This window comes from Dryocola sp. LX212, from assembly GCA_041504365.1.
Classification (GTDB): domain Bacteria; phylum Pseudomonadota; class Gammaproteobacteria; order Enterobacterales; family Enterobacteriaceae; genus Dryocola.
The window spans coordinates 965,176-984,671 of sequence record CP167917.1 but is presented as its reverse complement, the minus strand read 5'-3'; the positions used below and the strand labels follow the sequence as shown (position 1 = coordinate 984,671).

The following is a 19,496-nucleotide window of genomic DNA, read 5'->3' as shown; positions in this document are numbered from 1 at the left end:
CTGCATGTCAGTCATTGCGCGGATCAAGCGCGTCGCGCAGCCCGTCACCTAATAAGTTGAAGCCTTGCACCGTCAGAAAAATAGCGACGCCGGGGAAGATAGACATCCACGGGGCCTGCTCCAGAAAACCTTTCGCGGTATTGAGCATCGCGCCCCAGGAGGGGTTTGGCGGCTGCTGGCCAAGGCCGAGGAACGAGAGGCTCGCCTCGGTGATAATGGCGGCAGCAATCGCAAGCGTAGACTGCACCAGAATCGGGGACATCACGTTGGGCAGCACGTAACGGATGATGATCCAGCGATCGGGCAGGCCGATCGCCCTTGCGCCGTCGATATACTCTTCATTACGGATAGCGATCACCTGGCCGCGAGTCAGACGCGCGAAGATCGGCATCGCCGACAGGCCAATGGCGATCATCGCATTGCTCAGGCTCGGACCTAAAAAGGCCCCCAGCGCGATGGCCATGATCAGGAACGGACAGGCCAGCAGCGCCTCGATGAAGCGCGAGATCACCCCATCCCACATTCCCTGAAAATAGCCGGCCACCAGCCCCAGCGGCACGCCGATAACCACGGCAATGAAGACCGATATGCAGCCCGCCAGCAGCGACGTACGCGCGCCCCAGACGATGCGTGAAAGAATGTCGCGCCCAAGCTCGTCCGTGCCAAACCAGTAGAGTTCAGAGGGCGGCTTGCGCACCGCCAGGAAGTTGGCCTTCACCGGGTCAAAGGGGGCAATCCAGGGCGCGAGCAGCGCTACCAGGACAAACACGACAACAATGACCGCACCAATCATCGCGCTTTTGTTAGCGAGGAATTTTTTCAGCACGCGATTTGGCGCTTTGGGCAGCGCGACCGCCACGCCCGTTGTGGATAATTCAGCCATGATCAGCTCCGCATTTTCGGGTTGATTAGGACGTAGAGCACGTCCGCCACCAGGTTCAACAGCAGGAAACCTATCGCCACCACCAGCACAACACCCTGTACCACGGCGTAATCGCGGTTAAAGACGGAGTCGACGATCATTTTGCCAAAGCCCGGGATGGTAAAGACCTGCTCGGTCAGCACCGCCCCGCCAAGCAGCTCGCCGAACAGCAGCGTGGTTAAGGTAATCACCGGCACCAGCGCATTACGAAACGCATGCTTCAGGATGACGCGTTTGGGCAGCAGCCCCTTGGCGCGAGCGGTACGAATGTAATCGGCTTTCAGCACGGCGATCATCGATGCCCTGGTATGGCGCATCAGCGTGGCCGCAAGCCCCGTCCCCAGTACTAAAGCAGGGAGCAGCAGGGTGCGCAGGTTCATCAGCGCATCCTCACTGAAGGGGACAAAGCCCGAGGCGGGCAGCCACTGAAGATTGACCGAAAAGACGAGGATCAGCAGGATGCCGAGCCAGAAGTGCGGCACCGAGATCCCCGAGATCGCCACGAAGTTAGTGCCGTGGTCGATCCAGCTATTTTTATGCACCGCCGCGACGATCCCCATGCTGATGCCCACCAGCAGCGCGATAATCATCGCCAGCAGCGACAGCTCGAGGGTCACCGGTAATTTGCTGGCAATCAGCGTGGTGACCGGTTCATGGGTACGTAAGGAGATCCCCAGGTCACCCTGTAGCGCGCTGGTCAGCCAGTGAAAATACTGCACCGGGATCGGATCGTTAAGGTGCAGCTCTTCACGCAGCTGGGCGATCACCGCCGGGTCGCGCTCCTCCCCCGCCATGGCGATCAGCGGATCGCCCGGCAGGAGTTTTTGCAGGCCGAACACCATGACGCTGACGATAAGCAGCGTCGGTATGGCCAACAGCAGGCGTTTGCAAATCAGTTCCAGCATGGTCTCTCCTCTCGCCCGTCGGTTAAGGTGCCAGCGTTAAACCCGCCAGACGCACGATGCCGTCCGGGTAAGGTTTAAAGCCCTGCACTTTTTTGTTCAGCCCAAAGATGCGCGGCTCAAAGTAGAGATAGGCAATCGGCGTATCGCTTTGCAGCTGCTTAACCACTTTGTCATACAGCGCCTGGCGCGTGGCCTGGTCGTTGCTCTGGCGGGCCTGGGTCAGCCATTCATCCACCTGCGGATTGCTGTAGCGCCCGTCGTTGAGGTTGCCTTTGCTGTTGATGAACGCAAACAGGCTGCCGTCCGGATCCGGGCGTCCTGACCAGCCGGAGAGGCTGAGCTGGTAGTCGCCGCTCTGCTGACGGTCGAGCAGCGTGGCAAACTCGGTCATTTGCAGGTTGAGAGTAAAGCCCGCTTCGGCGGTCATCGCCTGCAGCACCTGGCCCACCTGCTGAGAGGTCGGGTTGTTCGGCACCAGCAGGGAGACGTTCAGCGGCGCGGTAATGCCCGCTTCTTTCAGCAGCGCTTTTGCTTTGTCGACATCGCGAGGCGCAACGGGAAGTTTGACGTGGTAAGGGCTGACCGTGGACAGGCCCTGATTTGACGGTGCGTAAAGCCCTTCAAACACCACCTGATTTAAAGCGTCGCGATCGATAGCCAGCGAGAAAGCTTCACGTACACGGGCATCCTTGAACGGATCGTTTGCCGGTACCTTGCCGTTGTTAATGTTAAAAGTGATGCCCTGATAGCCAAGGCCGGTGACCTTCGCGAGGCTCAGCTTGCTGTCGACCTCCACGGTTTTCACATCGCTTGCGGCAATCCCTTCGGTGACGTCCAGATCCCCGGCTCGCAGGTTAGCCAGACGGACGGATGCGTCCGGGATTGGCAGGAAAATCACCTTATCGAAGTGATAGGCACCTTTGTTCCAGTAGTTATCAAAGCGCTTAAGTACGATGCGGTCTTGTGAGACGCGGCTTTCGAACTGATACGGCCCGGAGCAGACCGGATGGGCGGCAAAATCCGCCTTCGCCGCAGCTTTCGGCGCCAGCATCGCGCCGGCGCGGTCGGTCAGCTGGCTGAGCAGGGCCGCATCCGGCGATTTCAGGTGCAGCACAACCTGCGTTGGGCTTTTCACCTCTACAGATTCAACGGACGACAGATCGCTTTTACGCAGCGAACCCGGCATCGTCATAGCCCGGTCGAGGTTATATTTCACCGCTTCGGCATCAAACTTTTCGCCGTCGTGGAAGGTCACGCCTTCGCGCAGGTTCAGAGTCAGCGTTTTGCCTTCGTCACTCCACGTCCACTCTTTCGCCAGCCCCGGCACAACCTTGAGATTTTCGTCCACGTCCACCAGCCGATCGCATAGGGCTGCAAAGACAAAGCGGCCGTAATAGGTGCGGGCCTGATGCGGATCGAGCATGTCCGGGTCGGCCCCTAAGCCAATGCGCAGCACGCTTTCGGCATAGGTCTGGGCGCTGGCTCCCAGCAACAACACACTTCCCAGGGTAGTCACCACTGCATTTCGCAATTTCATTGTTATTTTTCACTCCAGAGGGGTCAGGATTGTTGGGATGCCGCATGTTCAAACAGCGCGCGGCGACGAACAAATGCGGCAGAAGGTGGTGCAATGTGAATGACGCTGCGGTCACGATTGATCTCCTGCCAACGGTGGCAGGCCACCTGGCGACCGCCATCCAGAACCTGAACGATCGGTTCGCGCTGCTGACATTCTTCTTTCGCGTGGGGACAGCGGGTGTGGAAACGGCAGCCTGTCGGCGGGTTTGACGGATCCGGTAAATCGCCCTGCAACAGCGGCGTCTGGCGCGCAACGCCAGGCTGCATCTGCGGCGCAGAGGCGATCAGCGCCTGGGTATAAGGGTGCAGCGGCGCATCAAAAATATCGTCGACATGGGCAAGCTCAACGATCTGCCCGAGATACATCACCGCCACGCGGTCGCTCATATGGCGAATCACCGCCAGACCGTGCGCCACGATAATCATCGTCAGTCCGAACTGGTCTTTCAGGCTTTCCAGCAGGTTAACCACCTGTGCCTGTACGGAAACATCCAGTGCCGACACAGGTTCATCTCCCAGCAGCAGCTTCGGCCCGGATGCCAGGGCGCGAGCGATACCAATACGCTGACGCTGACCGCCCGAAAACTCATGCGGATAGCGTCTGGCCCAGGCCGCCGGCAGGCCGACAGTTTTCAGCAGCTCGGCTACGCGATGGGTACGGTCTGACCTGCCCATGTTCTGGTGCAGCCATAAAGGTTCGCCGACGATCTGCTCCACTGTCATCCGCGGGTTAAGCGACGCAAAGGGATCCTGGAAGATAATTTGCAGCTCACGACGAAGCTGGTTCAGGCGCGCGGCGTTGACCTGCGTAATCTCCTCACCCTGGTAGTAAACCTGTCCCTGAGATGGCGCTAACAGGCGGAGCAGGAGCCGCCCGAGGGTTGACTTGCCCGAACCGGACTCGCCGACAATCGCCAGCGTTTCACCCGGCCAGACTTTCAGCGAGATGCGATCGACCGCCGTCACCTGGCTGCTGCGGGCAAACAGGCGTTTAGGCCCGGCAAAGGTCTTACTTAACTCCAGACATTCGAGGATCGGCGTCGTCATGCGATTTCTCCCAGCGCGATGTGTTGCTCCAGCGGCACGCGGAAGCACGCGACCTGATGGTGGCTTCCCATGTTTTGCAGAGCAGGCTTCTGTTTGTGACAGCGAGGTTCCGCGAACGGGCAGCGCGTAGCAAAGCGGCAGCCCTGCGGCATCGATTCAGGCAGCGGCACCGAGCCGGGTATCGTAGCGAGTGAGCCTTTGCGCGCGCCCAAAGAAGGAATCGATCCCATCAAGCCAATGGTGTAAGGGTGCTGCGGATCGGCAAAAATCGTCTCCACCGTGCCGCTTTCGACGACCTGGCCGGCGTACATCACCGCAACGTGCTGCGCGACTTCCGCTACCACGCCCAGATCGTGAGTGATCATCAGCACCGCCGTGCCGGTCTCTTCTTTCAGCGTGTTGAGCAGCGAGAGGATCTGCGCCTGAATCGTTACGTCCAGCGCGGTCGTCGGCTCATCGGCTATCAATAGCTGCGGATGGTTGATCAGCGCCATGGCAATCATCACACGCTGACGCATTCCACCGGAAAGCTGGTGCGGATAACTTTTCAGACGCATTTCCGGCGCGGGGATTTGTACCTTCTCCAGAATGGCAAGCGCGGCTAACATCGCCTCGCGGCGGTTCACCTTACGATGGCGCATAATCGCTTCGCTGAGCTGGTCGCCGAGGGTAAAAGCCGGATTCAGGGAGGTCATCGGCTCCTGAAAAATCATCGCCAGCTGGTTGCCGCGGATATCGGCATACTCCCGCGGCGACAGGCTGCGCAGGTCATAATGGTTGAACTGCATCTCACCGCTGACAATCTGCGCGCTGGCGGGCAGCAGGCCCATCAGCGCCAGTGAGGTAATGCTTTTACCGCAGCCTGACTCCCCCACCAGCGCCAGCGTTTCCCCCGCCTTCAGCGTCAGAGAGATGCCGTCCAGCACGCTGACGGGCGAGCCGCTAAATCTTACGTTCAGGTTGCGCAGACGCAGGACTGGTGCAGGCGCGTTCAGAGGAATCGTCGTCATAAGCTCGTGGTTTCCTGGTGGTTGATGGCCTGAATAAGCGCCTGCTGCAGGTCGAGAAGATGGTCGTGCATCGCGGCGGCGGCCTCAACGGGCTGCCGTGCAGCAATATGGGTAAGGATTTTCTGGTGGTGATCGTCATAGCGGGTGACGCGGGCCGGGGTGCGAGCCAGCTCTCGCAGGTGCTGCCAGCTTGGCTCACGGCGTACGGCGTCAATCGCATCAAAAAGGCCGAGCATCAGGCGGTTGCCGGCGGCCTCGGCAATAGCGCGGTGAAAGGCGCTGTCCCACAGCTCGTTGAGATCCGGATCGCTCGGGCTGACCTGCTCGATCCGCTCAATCAGCCGCTCCATCAGTGCTATCTGTTCACCCGTCGCGCGCAGGGCCGCCAGACGGGCCAGACCCGGTTCAAGCTGGAGTCGCGCCTCCATCACTTCGTGCAGGTTGGTCTGCTGCAGCAGACCCTGTAGCGCCAGTGGCTCGACGGGAGCCGCTGGGCCAATAAACGTGCCTTTTCCCTGCTTGCGCCAGATACGCCCCTCTTCCTCCAGCACGTCCAGCGCCCGGCGGATTTCACGACGCCCGACGCCCAGTCGTTCGCTAAGCTCGCGCTCGGTGGGCAGAGGAATGCCCGGCGTCGAGTCATGGGAGTGGATCAACGCCCGCAGCCTTTCCAGCGCGGAACTGGAATTTGCCAGAAACCGGGAGGTATTTGCCATTCAGATGCCTGCTATCGTTGCGTCATTAATTTTATTTATTGTTGTGCTGGTCAGCCTCAGCGCGTCGCGTAATGCTTACCTTGCTAATGACTTGCAAGAGTTGAACCAATTTCTGAATGGTTCGTAATAATTGTGAAATATAAAATTATCTGTTTGATAAACTTGAAAATTAATTACATTTTATTGGTTCGATCTTTCTCATGCCCTTTGACATGCGTACTGAAAACGCACAGAAACGGTGCATTAATCGCACCAATGCTGTGCATTTGTTAACTAATAAGATCAAAATGATGCAATTGTGTTTTTTATTTGTTAATTCCGCACGCAGCACTAAACAGCGTGCGGAATGAATGAGTAAGAAGGGGCTTAATCAGGAGGCTTCCGGCAGGCGGCGACGCGAAGGGAGTAGACGTGTGTTAAACAGGATATTCAGGATAAAAGCGACAAGACAGGTTGCGCTGATGCCGGAATGCAGCAGCGTGCGCACCCAGCCGGGGAACTGATCGTAGAAGGTTGGCATCACGATAGGGATCATGCCGAAGGCCAGCGCGGTTGCCACCACCACAAGATTCATATTCTCTTTGTAATCCACCTTCGCCAGCGTGCGGATACCGCTTGCCGCTACCGAGCCGAACAGCACGACGCCCGCGCCGCCGAGTACCGGCATCGGAATGCAGGCAATTACCCGCCCCAGCACCGGCAGTAGACCAAGCACGACCAGGATCGCTCCGCCGGCGCTCACTACAAAGCGGCTTTTGATGCCGGTAATCGCCACCAGCCCGATGTTCTGGGCAAAGGCGCTTTGCGGGAAGGAGTTAAATACTGGCGCGATGGCGCTGGTCAGCATGTCCGCACGCAGGCCATTAGCAATACGTCGTCCATTGACGTCCGTGCCGACGATCTCGCCTACCGCCATCAGTCCGGCGGTGGTCTCCGTCAGCAGCACCAGCACAATCAGGAACATCGATAGGATCGCCGCGCTGTCGAAGACGGGCGTGCCAAAGGCAAACATCGTCGGCATCGCCACCCAGCTGCCGTTCAGCACGCCGCTGAAATCTGCTTTGCCGGTTACTACCGCCACCAGCGTGCCCACGATCATGGCCGCCAGCACGGCAATCCGCGTAATGCTGCTCCAACCGATCCGGTTAAGAAGAAGGATCACGCCAAGCGTCAGCGCCGCCAGGCCAATGTTTGAAGGTGCGCCCCAGTCTGCAGCTTTCATGTTGCCCCCCATCGCCCAGCGCGCCGCCACAGGCATCAGCGAAAGGCCGATCACCGCGATCACGCAGCCGGTCACAACGGGCGGGAAAAAGCGGATGATCTGCGCAAAAAACGGCGTGATCAGTAAACCGAGTATTGAAGAAGCAATCACGGCTCCGAATACCACTGGCAAACCGCCGCCGCCGGTAACAATCGCCACCATTGTCGCCACCCCGGCAAACGACACGCCCTGTACCAGCGGCAGCCGCGAACCAAAAAACGGCACGCCGAGGGACTGCAACAATGTTGATAATCCACTGATAAACAGCGCGGCGGTGACAAGCAGGCCAATATCCGTAGCGCCGAGTCCGGCTGCGCTGCCGATGATTAACGGCGGGGCGATGATCCCACCGTACATCGTCAGCACATGCTGCAATCCCCAGGTGAAAGTTTTGACGATGGGGTAACGCTGGTCTTCCGGGCGCGCGCAGGCGCTATTATTCTCTTTCATGCTGCCCTTCCGTTTTTAGTGGGTTCAACTGCCGCGATAGGTAGACCACGACCAGGGGGAGATAAGGAACGGCAGATGGTAGTGGCCACCGCCCTCGGGAATAACAAAATCGATTTGCGCCGTGGGATATAGCGTCTCCCGCGAGGTCGCCGCAAAGTACTGGCCAATGTCTGCCGTCAGACGATAGCGCCCGGCTTCAAGCGGAACGGGCAGCAGATCTTTCAGCCGCCCGTCGGCATCGGTTTGCCCTTCGCCGATAATTTCCCAGCCGTCAGCGAACTGGTATTCCAGGTGAATAATTACGCCCCCGGCAGGTTTTCCCAGCGCGGTATCAAGAACATGGGTGCTTAGCTGGCTCATCGGGCGAACGCTCCTTCAAGTCGTAGCAACGTAATCTGGCGCAGTTGTTCCAGCGCCTCGGTTTCTTCCTGTTCCTGCGAATTTTTCAGGCGGCGATGAAGCTCAGCAAGGATCTCTTCCCCGCTGCGGCCCTTAGCGCGGATAAGAAATACGCGTCCGAATTTGGCTTCGTACTCTGCGTTGCCCTGGGCAAGCGCCAGACTGAGCGCGGTATTTTGCTGATCCACGGAGGATTGTTCGCCCCGGGACAGCACGGCCTCTTTGCCGCCGCCCCTGGCTTTTTCACCGATGCGGGGATGGGCGGAGAGGGCCTGCTCAAGATCCCGCCGATCCCAGCCTCCAGCCAGATTGGCAGCACGATCCAGCAGCTCGTTAAAGGCGTCATACGGTCTGCCCGCAACCACGCCATTTACCCATTCAGGGAGCGCAACGCACGGAGAAACCCGGCGTTGTGCGTCCTGCTCCTCTGCGCTGTTGAAATCTGCAAGCGGCGACTGGGCCAGATGCATAACCGCATGGGTGTATGCCCGTACCGCCTGAGCGACGTCGGCCTGGGTGACCGATTCGGCCGGATGATGGCTGATGCCCCGATCGCAGCGCACAAACAGCATCCCCACCGGCCAGCGTTCGGCAATAGCGATAGCGTCGTGCCCCGCCCCGCTCGGCAACGACAGGCTGCGGCCCTGCACGGCGCTGACGGCAGCCCCGAGCTGCGCCTGTAGCTCTTCGTCACAGGGGGTGGCCGGAATGGAATAGTAAGTTTCGGCGCTGAATACCAGGCCGCGACGAACGGCAATTTCTTCGCCTTCGCTTAATAACTGGCGGAGCAAATCGTCAAGATTGCCGTCCTGCGGGCTGCGAATATCCAGCGTCAGATGCACTTCACCGGGGATGACGTTGACCGCCCCAGGCGAACACTGCAGCGAACCGACTGTGGCAACCAGGTCCGGGTCTTGCTCACGCGTGATCTTTTCGATGAGGGACATCCACTCGGCGGCTCCGGCCAGCGCATCTTTGCGAATCGACATCGGCACCGTCCCCGCGTGCCCTGCTTCGCCGGTAAATTTGCAGTTCAGACGGCGCGCGCCGTTAATCGCGCTAACCACGCCAAGGGCAAGACCGTGCCGCTCGAGCACCGGGCCTTGTTCGATGTGTAATTCCAGATAGGCGCTGAATGCTTCCGGTTGGCGGGCGGCGTGCGCGATGCGCGAAGGGTCGAAACCCGCGTTGAGCAGCGCCTGCGCCACGCTGATGCCAGCGGCATCTTCACAGGCCAGCCAGCTTTCCGGCCATGTCCCGGTCAACCCTTTACTGCCCAGCAGCGTGACGCCAAAACGCGTACCTTCTTCATCGCCAAAGCCCACGATTTCAATCGCCTGCTCCAGCTGGATGGCGTTCTGATAAAGATAAGCGACGACTTCCAGCCCGCTCAGCACGCCGAGCATGCCGTCATAGCGTCCGGCGTTGCGCACGGTGTCCAGGTGCGAGCCAAGCAGCACAGCCTGCGCGCCCTCGTTCGCGCCTTCGTAGCGGCCGCAGATATTACCCACCGCATCCTGCCAGGTGGTCATGCCAACCTGCTCCATCCAGCTGGCGACCAGGTGGTTGGCGCGCAGATGTTCGGGTGACAGATAGACGCGCGTCAGGCCGTCCGGCGTTTCGCTAAGCGCAGCCAGCGTATCCGCTCGCTGCATGATGCGAAGCGCTGCCGCCTCTGCCGCAGCAGGCGTCATGGCAAGTTTTACCATCAGCGGCTCCCCTGCGCGTAGACATCCCACGCCGCCTGCATCGCCGCGCCCTGGGTCGTTTTGAAACCGAGCCGGTTAAGTACCGCCTCCAGCGCGGTCAGCGTTTGCAGCACGCAGTCTTTACGGGCGTTGTAGCCCATGGTGCCGATGCGCCAGATTTTGCCCTGCAGCGGGCCGAAGGAGGTGCCGATCTCAATATGGAAATCTTCCAGCAGCAGCTTGCGGACTTCCTCACCGTGCACGGCGGAGGGGATCACCACGCCCAGCACGTTGTTCATTTTGTGTTTCAGGTCGCCGAAGGTTTCCAGCCCCATTCCCTGAATACCCGCCACCATCGCTCTGCCGTGCAGCTCATGGCGGGCGATACCGCGATCTACCCCTTCTTCGAGGATCACGCGGGCGCATTCGCGAGCGGCAAACAGCATGCTTGTCGCTTCGGTGTGGTGATTAAGGCGCTCCGGCCCCCAGTAGTCCATCACCATACCGAGATCGAAATAGTTGGAGTAGATCATCTCGTCGTCGCCATCTTCGTGTGCAGCGGTGCGGATCCCTTCCTCCACGCACTTGCGGCGGCGGATAACCTCTTCCATCTTCGGGCTGATTGTGACCGGCGAGCTGCCGGACGGGCCGCCGAGGCATTTTTGTAAGCCCGCAGAGACGGCGTCCAGCCCCCAGGCGTCGGTTTCCAGCGCGTTACCGCCGAAGGAAGCCGTGGCATCGGTGTAAAACAGCACGTCGTGGCGGCGGCAGATATCCCCCAGCTCTGCCAGCGGCTGCAGCATAGTGGTTGAGGTGTCGCCCTGCACCGTCAGCAGCAGGCGCGGTCCAATCTTTTTGATCGCGTCTTCAATTTGGTCGGCGGTGAAGACTTCTCCCCACGGCACTTCAATGGTATGCACTTCGGCGCGGCAGCGGCGGGCAATTTCACAAAGCAGATGGCCGAAACGACCGAACACCGGCACCAGCACTTTGTCGCCGGGACGGATAGCCGACAGCAGAATCGCCTCGATGCCAGCCCGGGACGTGCCGTCCACCAGCATGGTCCAGCGGTTCTGCGTGCGGAACAGCTCGCGATACAGCGTCATCACCTCATTCATATAGCCCGTCATCACCGGATCGTACTGACCGATAAGCTGGCTTGCCATAGCGCGCAGCACGCGCGGATCGGCATTGATTGGCCCCGGCCCCATCAGCAGACGGTGCGGCGGATTAATCTGTGGGTAGTCCTGAATGGCGAACATGCGCGTTCCTTTTATTCTGCGTGAAACAAAAGATTCTTTATGTATGGTTTTGCAACTAATGTGCCATGAAGCGAAAAGATTTAGAGAAAGGGCGGTGGATGGCGCGGCGCTTATCCACCCTACCAGATGTGAATGATTTGCCAGGCAATAATGAACCATAACGGTTCACTGATGATGTGCAATCGCACCATGCAGGTGCGTTAACGTTGTTCTAATTCATCCAGCTCGTTATAGAGATCGGCAATCTTATGGATGCGCTGGCGGCCCGTGGATAGCGCTTCGTGCAGCACGGCGTTGGCCAGCAGGTTCACCAGACTCATGGCGCTACTGTAGCTGTCAAAGGCAGAGACGCTTTCCAGCGGGGCGGAAAGGTGCCAACGGCAGAGCGGGGCCAGCCCGGAGGCCTGGGTTTCGCTCATCACCACCAGAGGAATACCGCGCTCATGCAGGTTCGCCAGCAGCGGTTTGATGATGCGCGGGCGGCGGCGGAAGGCGATCGCTACCACGCAATCTTCTGCGCTGAGATCCACCAGCTCTTCCGCCAGCGTCTGGCCCGGCTGCGGCAGCAGATAGACGTCGCTGCGGCTTTGTAAAAGCTGCTGGCGAAGATGGATTGCCACCGGCCACGAGTTGCGCAGGCCGATGATAAAAATGCGTCGGCCATTCACCAACGCGCTAACCACGGCGGCAAACTGCTGCGCGTCCAGGGCGTTTACCCACTGGGTTAAATTGGCCATTTCCTGTTTATAATGCCGCGCCAGCAGGGTGTTGCCCTGCACCGCGTCACGGTTTTCCGTCAGCGGCATGCCGCTCTGGCGCAGCGTCCGCAGCTCGTCGCGCATGTCTTTATAGCGGTCGTAGCCCAGCCGTTTGAACAGGCGGCTGACCGTGGCTTTCGAGACGCCGGAAAGGCGCGCCAGCTCGGCGCTGTTGTAGCTAATCAGGTCATCGAAATGGTCGATGATAAACGCCGCCACGCGCTGCTCCTGCGGGGATAGCTTGTCGTATGCGGCGCGCAGCCGTTCATCTAGCTGTTTCACGATGGCTCCTGGAATTTTTGTTTCACCGGAGCCTGACACAGCGAAACGATCCCCGTCAACCTGGAACAGCTCTTGCTTGATTACACCACCGACTTTGGTCCAAAGAGACAATAACGATGATGCAAAGCAATATGGCTCCCTCCGGCATGGCCGTCACACCGCACCATCTCGCCAGCGAAACCGCGCTGTCCGTTTTACGCCACGGCGGCGATGCCATTGAGGCGATGGTGGCCGCCGCCGCGACTATTGCCGTGGTGTATCCGCATATGAACGGCATCGGGGGCGATGGCTTCTGGCTTATCGTCCCACCCGAAGGTGAGCCGATTGCCATAGACGCGAGCGGGGCCGCGGGCACCCTTGCCAACTTCGATTTTTTTGCCGGAGAGCAGGCGATTCCCCACCGTGGGCCAAAGTCGGCAATAACCGTGCCGGGCACCTTGAGCGGCTGGGACGAAGCATTAAAAGTTTCTGCCCGGCTGGGCGGCGGCACGCTGCCGCTTTCACGTCTGCTGGCGGATGCCATTCGCTACGCCGCCGACGGCATTCCCGTCACCCAGTCGCAGGCCAGCGCCACCCACGGTAAATACGCCGAGCTGGTTGATATTCCCGGCTTTGCCCAGACGTTTTTACACCGTGGCGAAATTCCCCGCGCGGGCAGCCGTTTCACCCAGCCGAAGCTTGCGGAAACGCTGACGCGCCTGACGGTTGAAGGGCTGGACAGTTTTTATCGTGGGCCGCTCGCCGCGCTGATGGCGGAAGAGCTGCGCGAGCTGGGCATGCCAATTAATTATCAGGATCTTGCAGCCCAGCGTGCAAAAAGCCGCGTCCCGCTGCGCCTCGAGCATCAGCACGGGGAAATCTTCAATATGACGCCGCCGACGCAAGGTCTGGTTTCGCTGGCGATTCTGGGCATGACCGACAACCTGCCGATGAAAGATGCAGACGAGGCGCAGACCGTCCACCGCATCGTGGAAGCAACCAAGAAAGCCTTCGCCCTGCGCGACCGTTACATTACCGATCCGCGCCATATCACTACCTCGATTCAGAGCCTGCTTGCGCCGGAGCCACTTGCCACGCTGGCCGCGCAAATCGATGATGAAAAGGCCGCGGCCTGGGGAACCGGCAAAGGGCCCGGCGACACGGTCTGGATGGGCGTGATTGATAACAGCGGGCTGGCGGTGTCATTTATCCAGAGCATTTATCACGAGTTTGGCAGCGGCGTGGTGCTGCCGAAAAGCGGTGTGCTGTGGCAGAACCGGGGCGCGGCGTTCAGCCTCAATCCGGAACATCTCCTTGCCCTCGCCCCCGGCAAACAGCCTTTCCACACGCTGAACCCGGCCGCTGCACGCCTCGCGGATGGGAGAATTATGGTTTACGGCTCAATGGGCGGCGACGGTCAGCCGCAAACCCAGGCGGCAATATTCACCCGTCACGTGGTGCAGGGGATGCCGTTACAGGAGGCGGTTAGCGCCCCGCGCTGGCTGCTGGGCAGGACCTGGGGCCAGGCCACCGACAGCCTGAAACTGGAGGGGCGCTTCAGCCCGGAAACCTTCGAAACGCTGCGCAGGCTGGGGCATGACGTTGAATCCCTGCCCGACTTCAGCGAGGCCGTCGGCCACGCGGGGGCCATTGTGCGCCACACCAACGGCATGCTCGAAGGTGCCTACGATCCACGCAGCAACGGCAGCGCCGCCGGATTCTGAGGAGAAGCAGATGAGACAAGAAATTGACTGGCCGACGTACATCGACTGTATGGAACAGCTGCTTGATATACCGCTGGATGACGAACGGCGTAAAGAGCTGGCGGTGCAGCTGACCCGCATGGCAGACATGGCGGCCCCGCTGATGGCGTTCGATTTACCGCAGCGTCAGGACGTTGCGGGGGTCTACAAGCTATGAGTTTACTGTCGATAAAAGCGATCCAGCAGGGGCTGGCGAAGGGTGAGTTTTCCGCCGGCGAGCTGGCTCAGAAAACGCTGGCAACGATTGAACAGACTAATCCAAAGATCAATGCTTTTACCTGCGTGACGCAGGAGCGCATGCTGCGGGAAGCCTCGGTTATCGACCGTCTGCGTGCCAGAGGCGAAACTCTGCCGCCGCTGGCGGGAGTGCCCTACGCGGTAAAAAATCTTTTCGATATCGAGGGTGTAACAACCCTTGCCGGGGCGGAGCTGTTCAGCACGACTCCCGCCGCCGCGAAAGATGCCTTTGCCGTTCACAGGCTTAGGGAAGCCGGGGCTACGCTTGCTGGCGCGCTGAATATGGACGCCTATGCCTACGGCTTCACCACAGAAAACAGCCACTACGGCGCGACAAGCAATCCGCGGGATATCACCAGGGTAGCAGGAGGATCGTCCGGCGGCTCGGCTGCCGCCGTCGCTGCGGGGATGGTTAACTTTACGCTCGGCACCGATACCAACGGCTCGATTCGCGTTCCGGCATCTTTATGCGGTCTGCTGGGGCTAAAGCCTACGTTTGGTAGATTGTCCCGCAGCGGCAGCCAGCCGTTTGTCGCAAGCCTCGACCACATCGGCCCGCTGGCGAGCAGCGTGGAGGACCTGGCGCTGGTGTATGACATTTTGCAGGGTGCGGACAGCAGCGACCATTTTCAGTCTGAGCGGCCAGCAGAAAAAATCGCCGCGAAGCTAAATAACATCGGAAGATTGCGGTGCGCGATGCTCGGTGGCTTCTTCGATACCTGGTGCGACGATGCTGCCAGAAATGCCGTTGCGACGGTAGCCTGTGCTCTCGAGGCGTCTGAAAGCATTACGCTTCCCGAGGCAGAACTAGCCCGCTCGGCAGCTTTTTTACTCACCGCAGCCGAAGGGGGGAACGCTTATCTGCCCGCTTTACGCCGCGAGCCGCAACGCTTTGAGCTGAATTCCCGGGAGCGCCTGTTAGCCGGAGCTATGGCCCCCTCCGCGTGGTACACTCAGGCACAGCGCTTCCGCGCCTGGTTCCGCGACCAGACTCTGCCGCTCTTTGACCAGTTCGATGTGCTTATCGCCCCTGCTACGCCCTGCTGTGCGACGCTAAAAGGGCAGCAGACGATGCGCATCAACGGCGCAGATCTGCCCGTGAAAGCCAGCATGGGAATGCTTGCCCAGCCAATTTCATTTCTGGGATTGCCGGTGGTCAGCGTACCGTTACGCACCGCCAGCGGCCTGCCGATTGGCGTACAGCTCATCGCCGCTCCGTGGCGCGAGGATGTCTGTTTGCAGGCCGCACGACTGCTCGAAATGCAGGGAATAGTGGACGTGAAGGTAAATTAAATGATGCGTGACAATATTGACCGCCCGGCGATCCTCAACGAAGTTCGCGCGGCGTTTTACCGCTATGAGCAGGCGTTGATCAGCAACGATATCGCCGTGCTCGACGAGCTTTTCTGGGACGATGCCCGCACCGTGCGCTACGGCGCATCCGAGAATTTGTACGGCATTGAGCAGATCCGTGCTTTCCGCAATGCCCGTCCATCCCAGGGGCTGGAGAGGCTGCTGGATAACACCACCATCACCACCTACGGCGATGATATGGCGGTGGCCAGCACCGAATTTTCCCGCGACGGCAGCGAGAAAATTGGCCGCCAGATGCAGACCTGGGTGAAGTTCCCGTACGGCTGGCGCATCGTGGCGGCGCATGTCAGTTTGATGGTCTGATGTAGTGGTGGATGGCGCTGCCGCTTATCCACCCGACAAACGTGCTGGGTGGGTTTTCACCCAGTGTTCGGCAATCTCCTGACGGCGGCAAATCCACACGTCGTCGAACTGCTGCACGTAGTCCAGAAAACGCTGTAGCGCCCGGAAGCGTCCGGGGCGGCCCAGCAGGCGGCAGTGCATACCAATCGACATCATTTTCGGCGCAGTTTCCCCCTCTTCGTACAGCACGTCAAAACTGTCTTTCAGATAGGTATAGAACTGTTCGGCGGTGTTAAAACCCTGCGCGGTAGCAAAGCGCATGTCGTTAGTATCCAGCGTGTAGGGCACGATGAGATGGGGTTTCACCGAGCCGTCTTCGCAGTTCACCTTGCTCCAGAACGGTAAATCATCGCCGTAATAATCGCTGTCGTACAGAAAGCCGCCGTTTTCCGCCACCAGCCTGCGGGTGTTTGGGCTGTCGCGGCCCGTGTACCAGCCGAGCGGCTTCTTGCCGAACAGATCTTCCAGTATTTCTATCGCCTGATGCATGTGCTGGCGCTCAGTGGCAACGTCCAGGTTCTGATAGTGGATCCAGCGCCAGCCGTGGCTGACCACATCGTAGTCGGCCGCTTTAATGGCGGCGACGATCTCCGGGTTACGCGCCAGCGCCATCGCCACGCCGAACACCGTCATGGTCAGCCCGCGCTTCTGAAATTCGTTGTGGATACGCCAGAAGCCCGCGCGGGAGCCGTATTCATAGAGCGAATCCATCGACATATGGCGATCGAGGAAGCTCGCCGCACCAATAATGTCGGACAGGAACTGCTCCGAGCCGCTGTCGCCGTGCAGGACGTGGTTTTCACCACCCTCTTCAAAATTAAGCACAAACTGCAGAGCGATTCGCGCTTTGCCCGGCCACTGCGCATGGGGCGGTTTCCCGCCGTAGCCCTTCATGTCACGGGGGTAGTTCTCGGTAAAATTGTAGGTTTTCGGTACAGCCTGCATGGTTCGTATCCTTGCTCTGGCCGAGCCGAATATCAGCTCAGCATGTCAAAACAGCCTGATAGCGGCTTTTTATTGGGATACGCGAGGTCACCATGCTTGCTGGTGCCAAAGCCGAGGGCGATAAGAGACTCCACCATTTTCACCGCCGCGGTGACGCCGTCGATAACCGGGATCCCCAGTTCGGCGGTCAGCTCCTGCGCCAGGTTTGCCATACCCCCACAGCCAAGCACGATGGCCCCGCTGTTATCTTCACGCATGGCCTGGATGCAACGCTCGCGTACCTTCTGTTGAGCAAGACCCGTGCCATCTTCTAAAGCCAGCACCGGTAAATCGATGGCGTGCAGCGCGGCGCAGTGATGTTCGAAGCCGTACTGACGTAATAAATGGCGGGCGATGATCACCGTGCGCGGCAACGTGGTGACAATGGAAAAACGTGTCGCCACCAAAGTTGCGGTATGCATAGCCGCTTCCGCAATGCCGATAACGGGGCCGGTTGCCAGCTCGCGCGCTGCCAGCAGGCCTGGGTCGCCAAAGCAGGCGATGACGTGGCCGCTGGCACCCTGCGCTTTGCCGAGTTTGATTTGCTCCAGTACGCCTACCGCCGCAATCACCTCGTCGAAATGCCCTTCTATAGACTCCACGCCCTGCGTCGGACAGACCGCCACAATCCTGCTGGTGGGGGTAGCCACGCTGCGCGCCGCTTCGCCGATGGTGTCGGTCATCGCCACGCTGGTATTGGGATTAATCACCTGAATCAAATGTTGCGTCATGCTGGATCCTTGTCGTTTTTAGCCCGCCGATGAGCACCAGCGTCGGGCATTTATTTATGCGTTTGCACCGTGATAATGCATTGGATGCATCAATACAACCCTTTACTGGCGCTAACTACCTATTAAAAGCCCGCAAATTGGTGAAGTATGAAACCTGGCCTGGTTAATGCAACGAAAGTTGCAGACATTCCGTCAGCATCTGTTTTTAAGGAGCAGATTTCATGCCAAACGTTGAACACGCTACGACTCTGGTCGACAACCTTAACGCTGGCTACAGCCCGCGCCTGTGTAATGAAGATCTGGCGCCGACGCGCAATCAGAACTGGTCCTGGTACAATATCTTTTCTTTCTGGATGTCCGACGTGCACAGCATGGGCGGCTACGTCGTCGCCGCCAGCTTCTTTACCCTGGGGCTGGCGAGCTGGCAGGTGCTGCTTTGCCTGCTGGTGGGAATTTGCATCGTCCAGCTGTGCGCCAACCTGGTGGCCAAACCTAGCCAGATGGCGGGCGTGCCCTACGCCGTTATTTGCCGCCAGGCCTTCGGCGTATTCGGTGCGAATATTCCGGCGGTGATCCGCGGGCTGATCGCCTTTGCCTGGTACGGCATTCAAACTTATCTGGCGGCGAACGCCCTGATGCTGGTGATGCTGAAGTTCTGGCCGTCGCTGGCGCCAATGACCACCGGCCACTTCCTCGGCCTGTCGCATCTGGGCTGGATCTGCTTCGGCATTATGTGGGTGCTGCAGGCAATGGTGTTCTGGCACGGCATGAACGCGATCAAACGCTTTATCGATATTGCCGGACCTGCGGTCTACGTGGTGATGATGGCGCTGGCGGGTTGGATCCTGTATCAGACGGGTTTTGACGGCATCTCCTTCACGCTTGCCAGCAAGCAGCTCACCTCCGGCGAACAGGCCTGGCAGATGCTGACGGCAACCGCGCTGGTTGTCTCCTACTTCTCCGGCCCGCTGCTCAACTTCGGCGACTTCTCCCGCTACGGCAAAAGTATGAAGGAGATCCGCCGAGGCAACCGCTGGGGGCTGCCGTTTAACTTCCTGCTGTTCTCGATTGTGACCGTGGTAATTGTCTCCGGCACACAGTCGCTGTTTGGCAGGATGATCACAGACCCGATTGAAACCGTCAGCCACGTGGGTAACAGCCTGGCAATGGCGATTGGCCTGCTGACGATGATCACCGCGACAATCGGCATTAATATCGTGGCAAACTTTGTTTCTCCGGCTTTTGATTTCTCTAACTGTTCACCGCAGAAAATCAGCTTCCGTACCGGCGGAATGATTGCCGCCGTTGGCTCAGTGCTGCTTACGCCGTGGAACCTGTTCCAGTCCCCGGAGCTGATTCACTACACTCTGGACGTGCTCGGGTCGTTCATCGGGCCGCTGTTCGGCATTCTGCTGATGGATTTCTACATCATCAAGCGCAGCAAGGTGTACGTGGACGAACTGTTTAATGACACGCCGCAGGGGCGCTACTGGTATAAAGGCGGGTTTAATCCGAAGGCAATTATTGCGCTGGTGCCGTCCGTCGCGGTTTGTCTGACGATAAGCTTCATCCCTTCCCTGCATGAAATTGCAAACTTCAGCTGGTTTATCGGCGCGTTTATGAGCGCGGGCTGCTACCGCTGGCTGGCTCGTGCGGAAAAAGAGAGTGATATGGTGAGCTACAGCGGCGAAGTTGCCGTGTCGAAAGAGTAGGTCAGAAAAGACAAAGCCCTGAATCATTGCTGATTCAGGGCTTTTTAATGCCCCTAATTCGCCACTTAGTGAGAAAGTAGTTTCTTATTAGACTAA

18 protein-coding genes and 1 pseudogene are annotated in these 19,496 nt (G+C 59.2%); 5 read left to right on the top strand and 14 right to left on the bottom strand.

Annotated elements, in window-relative coordinates; all coding sequences use genetic code 11:
* Positions 1-7: 7 nt before the first annotated feature.
* The 12 genes and pseudogenes from ACA108_04695 to ACA108_04640 all read right to left on the bottom strand — a co-directional run bounded on the left by ACA108_04695 (position 8) and on the right by ACA108_04640 (position 12,278).
* Positions 8-883 carry an ABC transporter permease gene (locus ACA108_04695; protein ID XEX96839.1) on the bottom strand — a complete coding sequence of 292 codons (876 nt, stop codon included), beginning with the start codon at positions 881-883 and terminating at the stop codon, positions 8-10.
* Between the two features lie 2 nt (positions 884-885).
* The gene (locus tag ACA108_04690) at positions 886-1,827 is read right to left on the bottom strand and encodes an ABC transporter permease (GenBank protein ID XEX96838.1); all 942 of its coding nucleotides are present in this window, start codon (positions 1,825-1,827) and stop codon (positions 886-888) included.
* 22 nt (positions 1,828-1,849) lie between these two features.
* A complete protein-coding gene (locus ACA108_04685; GenBank protein ID XEX96837.1) occupies positions 1,850-3,364 on the bottom strand; it encodes an ABC transporter substrate-binding protein in 1,515 nt (504 codons plus the stop codon).
* A gap of 23 nt (positions 3,365-3,387) precedes the next feature.
* Positions 3,388-4,452 (bottom strand): ABC transporter ATP-binding protein, encoded by a 1,065-nt coding sequence (locus ACA108_04680; protein ID XEX96836.1) that lies wholly within the window; start codon positions 4,450-4,452, stop codon positions 3,388-3,390.
* Positions 4,449-5,462, bottom strand: coding sequence for an ABC transporter ATP-binding protein (locus ACA108_04675; GenBank protein ID XEX96835.1), 1,014 nt, complete (start codon positions 5,460-5,462; stop codon positions 4,449-4,451). Before ACA108_04675 ends, ACA108_04680 begins: the two co-directional genes overlap by 4 nt.
* The gene (locus ACA108_04670) at positions 5,459-6,178 is read right to left on the bottom strand and encodes a FadR/GntR family transcriptional regulator (protein XEX96834.1); all 720 of its coding nucleotides are present in this window, start codon (positions 6,176-6,178) and stop codon (positions 5,459-5,461) included. The genes ACA108_04675 and ACA108_04670 overlap by 4 nt, the downstream gene beginning before the upstream one ends.
* 370 nt (positions 6,179-6,548) lie before the next feature.
* Positions 6,549-7,889: a nucleobase:cation symporter-2 family protein gene (locus ACA108_04665; GenBank protein ID XEX96833.1), complete on the bottom strand. Its 1,341-nt coding sequence runs from the start codon at positions 7,887-7,889 to the stop codon at positions 6,549-6,551.
* Positions 7,890-7,913: 24 nt separating this feature from the next.
* Positions 7,914-8,249, bottom strand: coding sequence for a hydroxyisourate hydrolase (gene uraH / locus ACA108_04660; GenBank protein XEX96832.1), 336 nt, complete (start codon positions 8,247-8,249; stop codon positions 7,914-7,916).
* Positions 8,246-8,758, bottom strand: coding sequence for a 2-oxo-4-hydroxy-4-carboxy-5-ureidoimidazoline decarboxylase (uraD, locus tag ACA108_04655; GenBank protein ID XEX98017.1), 513 nt, complete (start codon positions 8,756-8,758; stop codon positions 8,246-8,248). The genes uraH and uraD overlap by 4 nt, the downstream gene beginning before the upstream one ends.
* Positions 8,741-9,997, bottom strand: a pseudogene (gene hpxK, locus ACA108_04650) (allantoate amidohydrolase). The gene uraD and the pseudogene hpxK overlap by 18 nt, the downstream one beginning before the upstream one ends.
* The gene (locus ACA108_04645; GenBank protein ID XEX96831.1) at positions 9,997-11,238 is read right to left on the bottom strand and encodes an alanine--glyoxylate aminotransferase family protein; all 1,242 of its coding nucleotides are present in this window, start codon (positions 11,236-11,238) and stop codon (positions 9,997-9,999) included. Before ACA108_04645 ends, hpxK begins: the two are co-directional and overlap by 1 nt.
* A 200-nt stretch (positions 11,239-11,438) precedes the next feature.
* Positions 11,439-12,278, bottom strand: a complete 840-nt coding sequence (locus ACA108_04640; GenBank protein ID XEX96830.1) for a MurR/RpiR family transcriptional regulator — start codon at positions 12,276-12,278, stop codon at positions 11,439-11,441.
* 116 nt (positions 12,279-12,394) lie between these two features.
* Between ACA108_04640 and ACA108_04635 the strand changes: the two genes are divergently transcribed.
* From ACA108_04635 to hpxZ, 4 genes are read left to right on the top strand one after another with little or no spacing between them, the layout of a single operon-like run.
* The gene (locus ACA108_04635) at positions 12,395-13,981 is read left to right on the top strand and encodes a gamma-glutamyltransferase family protein (protein ID XEX96829.1); all 1,587 of its coding nucleotides are present in this window, start codon (positions 12,395-12,397) and stop codon (positions 13,979-13,981) included.
* Positions 13,982-13,991: 10 nt separating this feature from the next.
* The gene (gene hpxX / locus ACA108_04630) at positions 13,992-14,177 is read left to right on the top strand and encodes an oxalurate catabolism protein HpxX (protein ID XEX96828.1); all 186 of its coding nucleotides are present in this window, start codon (positions 13,992-13,994) and stop codon (positions 14,175-14,177) included.
* Positions 14,174-15,550: an AtzE family amidohydrolase gene (locus ACA108_04625; protein XEX96827.1), complete on the top strand. Its 1,377-nt coding sequence runs from the start codon at positions 14,174-14,176 to the stop codon at positions 15,548-15,550. The genes hpxX and ACA108_04625 overlap by 4 nt, the downstream gene beginning before the upstream one ends.
* On the top strand, positions 15,551-15,934 hold the full coding sequence (gene hpxZ, locus ACA108_04620) for an oxalurate catabolism protein HpxZ (protein ID XEX96826.1): 384 nt from the start codon (positions 15,551-15,553) through the stop codon (positions 15,932-15,934).
* 24 nt (positions 15,935-15,958) lie between these two features.
* Here the strand turns inward: hpxZ and puuE are convergent, their stop codons facing one another.
* Both puuE and ACA108_04610 read right to left on the bottom strand, forming a co-directional pair.
* Positions 15,959-16,918 (bottom strand): allantoinase PuuE, encoded by a 960-nt coding sequence (gene puuE, locus ACA108_04615; protein XEX96825.1) that lies wholly within the window; start codon positions 16,916-16,918, stop codon positions 15,959-15,961.
* A 32-nt stretch (positions 16,919-16,950) separates the two neighbouring features.
* Positions 16,951-17,688 carry an aspartate/glutamate racemase family protein gene (locus tag ACA108_04610; protein ID XEX96824.1) on the bottom strand — a complete coding sequence of 246 codons (738 nt, stop codon included), beginning with the start codon at positions 17,686-17,688 and terminating at the stop codon, positions 16,951-16,953.
* Between the two features lie 221 nt (positions 17,689-17,909).
* On the opposite strand from ACA108_04610, the gene ACA108_04605 reads away from it, so the two are divergent.
* Positions 17,910-19,400 (top strand): NCS1 family nucleobase:cation symporter-1, encoded by a 1,491-nt coding sequence (locus ACA108_04605; protein XEX96823.1) that lies wholly within the window; start codon positions 17,910-17,912, stop codon positions 19,398-19,400.
* Positions 19,401-19,496: the final 96 nt, after the last annotated feature.

Excerpts from the sequence above, each read along its gene's own strand:
- ACA108_04695 (XEX96839.1), bottom strand. The coding sequence starts at position 883 with ATGGCTGAATTATCCACAACGGGCGTGGCGGTCGCGCTGCCCAAAGCG.
- hpxX (XEX96828.1), top strand. The coding sequence starts at position 13,992 with ATGAGACAAGAAATTGACTGGCCGACGTACATCGACTGTATGGAACAG.
- ACA108_04685 (XEX96837.1), bottom strand. The coding sequence starts at position 3,364 with ATGAAATTGCGAAATGCAGTGGTGACTACCCTGGGAAGTGTGTTGTTG.
- ACA108_04625 (XEX96827.1), top strand. The coding sequence starts at position 14,174 with ATGAGTTTACTGTCGATAAAAGCGATCCAGCAGGGGCTGGCGAAGGGT.
- ACA108_04665 (XEX96833.1), bottom strand. The coding sequence starts at position 7,889 with ATGAAAGAGAATAATAGCGCCTGCGCGCGCCCGGAAGACCAGCGTTAC.
- ACA108_04605 (XEX96823.1), top strand. The coding sequence starts at position 17,910 with ATGCCAAACGTTGAACACGCTACGACTCTGGTCGACAACCTTAACGCT.
- ACA108_04680 (XEX96836.1), bottom strand. The coding sequence starts at position 4,452 with ATGACGACGCCGATCCTCGAATGTCTGGAGTTAAGTAAGACCTTTGCC.
- ACA108_04675 (XEX96835.1), bottom strand. The coding sequence starts at position 5,462 with ATGACGACGATTCCTCTGAACGCGCCTGCACCAGTCCTGCGTCTGCGC.
- uraH (XEX96832.1), bottom strand. The coding sequence starts at position 8,249 with ATGAGCCAGCTAAGCACCCATGTTCTTGATACCGCGCTGGGAAAACCT.
- uraD (XEX98017.1), bottom strand. The coding sequence starts at position 8,758 with ATGCATCTGGCCCAGTCGCCGCTTGCAGATTTCAACAGCGCAGAGGAG.
- ACA108_04645 (XEX96831.1), bottom strand. The coding sequence starts at position 11,238 with ATGTTCGCCATTCAGGACTACCCACAGATTAATCCGCCGCACCGTCTG.
- ACA108_04635 (XEX96829.1), top strand. The coding sequence starts at position 12,395 with ATGATGCAAAGCAATATGGCTCCCTCCGGCATGGCCGTCACACCGCAC.
- ACA108_04610 (XEX96824.1), bottom strand. The coding sequence starts at position 17,688 with ATGACGCAACATTTGATTCAGGTGATTAATCCCAATACCAGCGTGGCG.
- hpxZ (XEX96826.1), top strand. The coding sequence starts at position 15,551 with ATGATGCGTGACAATATTGACCGCCCGGCGATCCTCAACGAAGTTCGC.
- ACA108_04690 (XEX96838.1), bottom strand. The coding sequence starts at position 1,827 with ATGCTGGAACTGATTTGCAAACGCCTGCTGTTGGCCATACCGACGCTG.
- puuE (XEX96825.1), bottom strand. The coding sequence starts at position 16,918 with ATGCAGGCTGTACCGAAAACCTACAATTTTACCGAGAACTACCCCCGT.
- ACA108_04670 (XEX96834.1), bottom strand. The coding sequence starts at position 6,178 with ATGGCAAATACCTCCCGGTTTCTGGCAAATTCCAGTTCCGCGCTGGAA.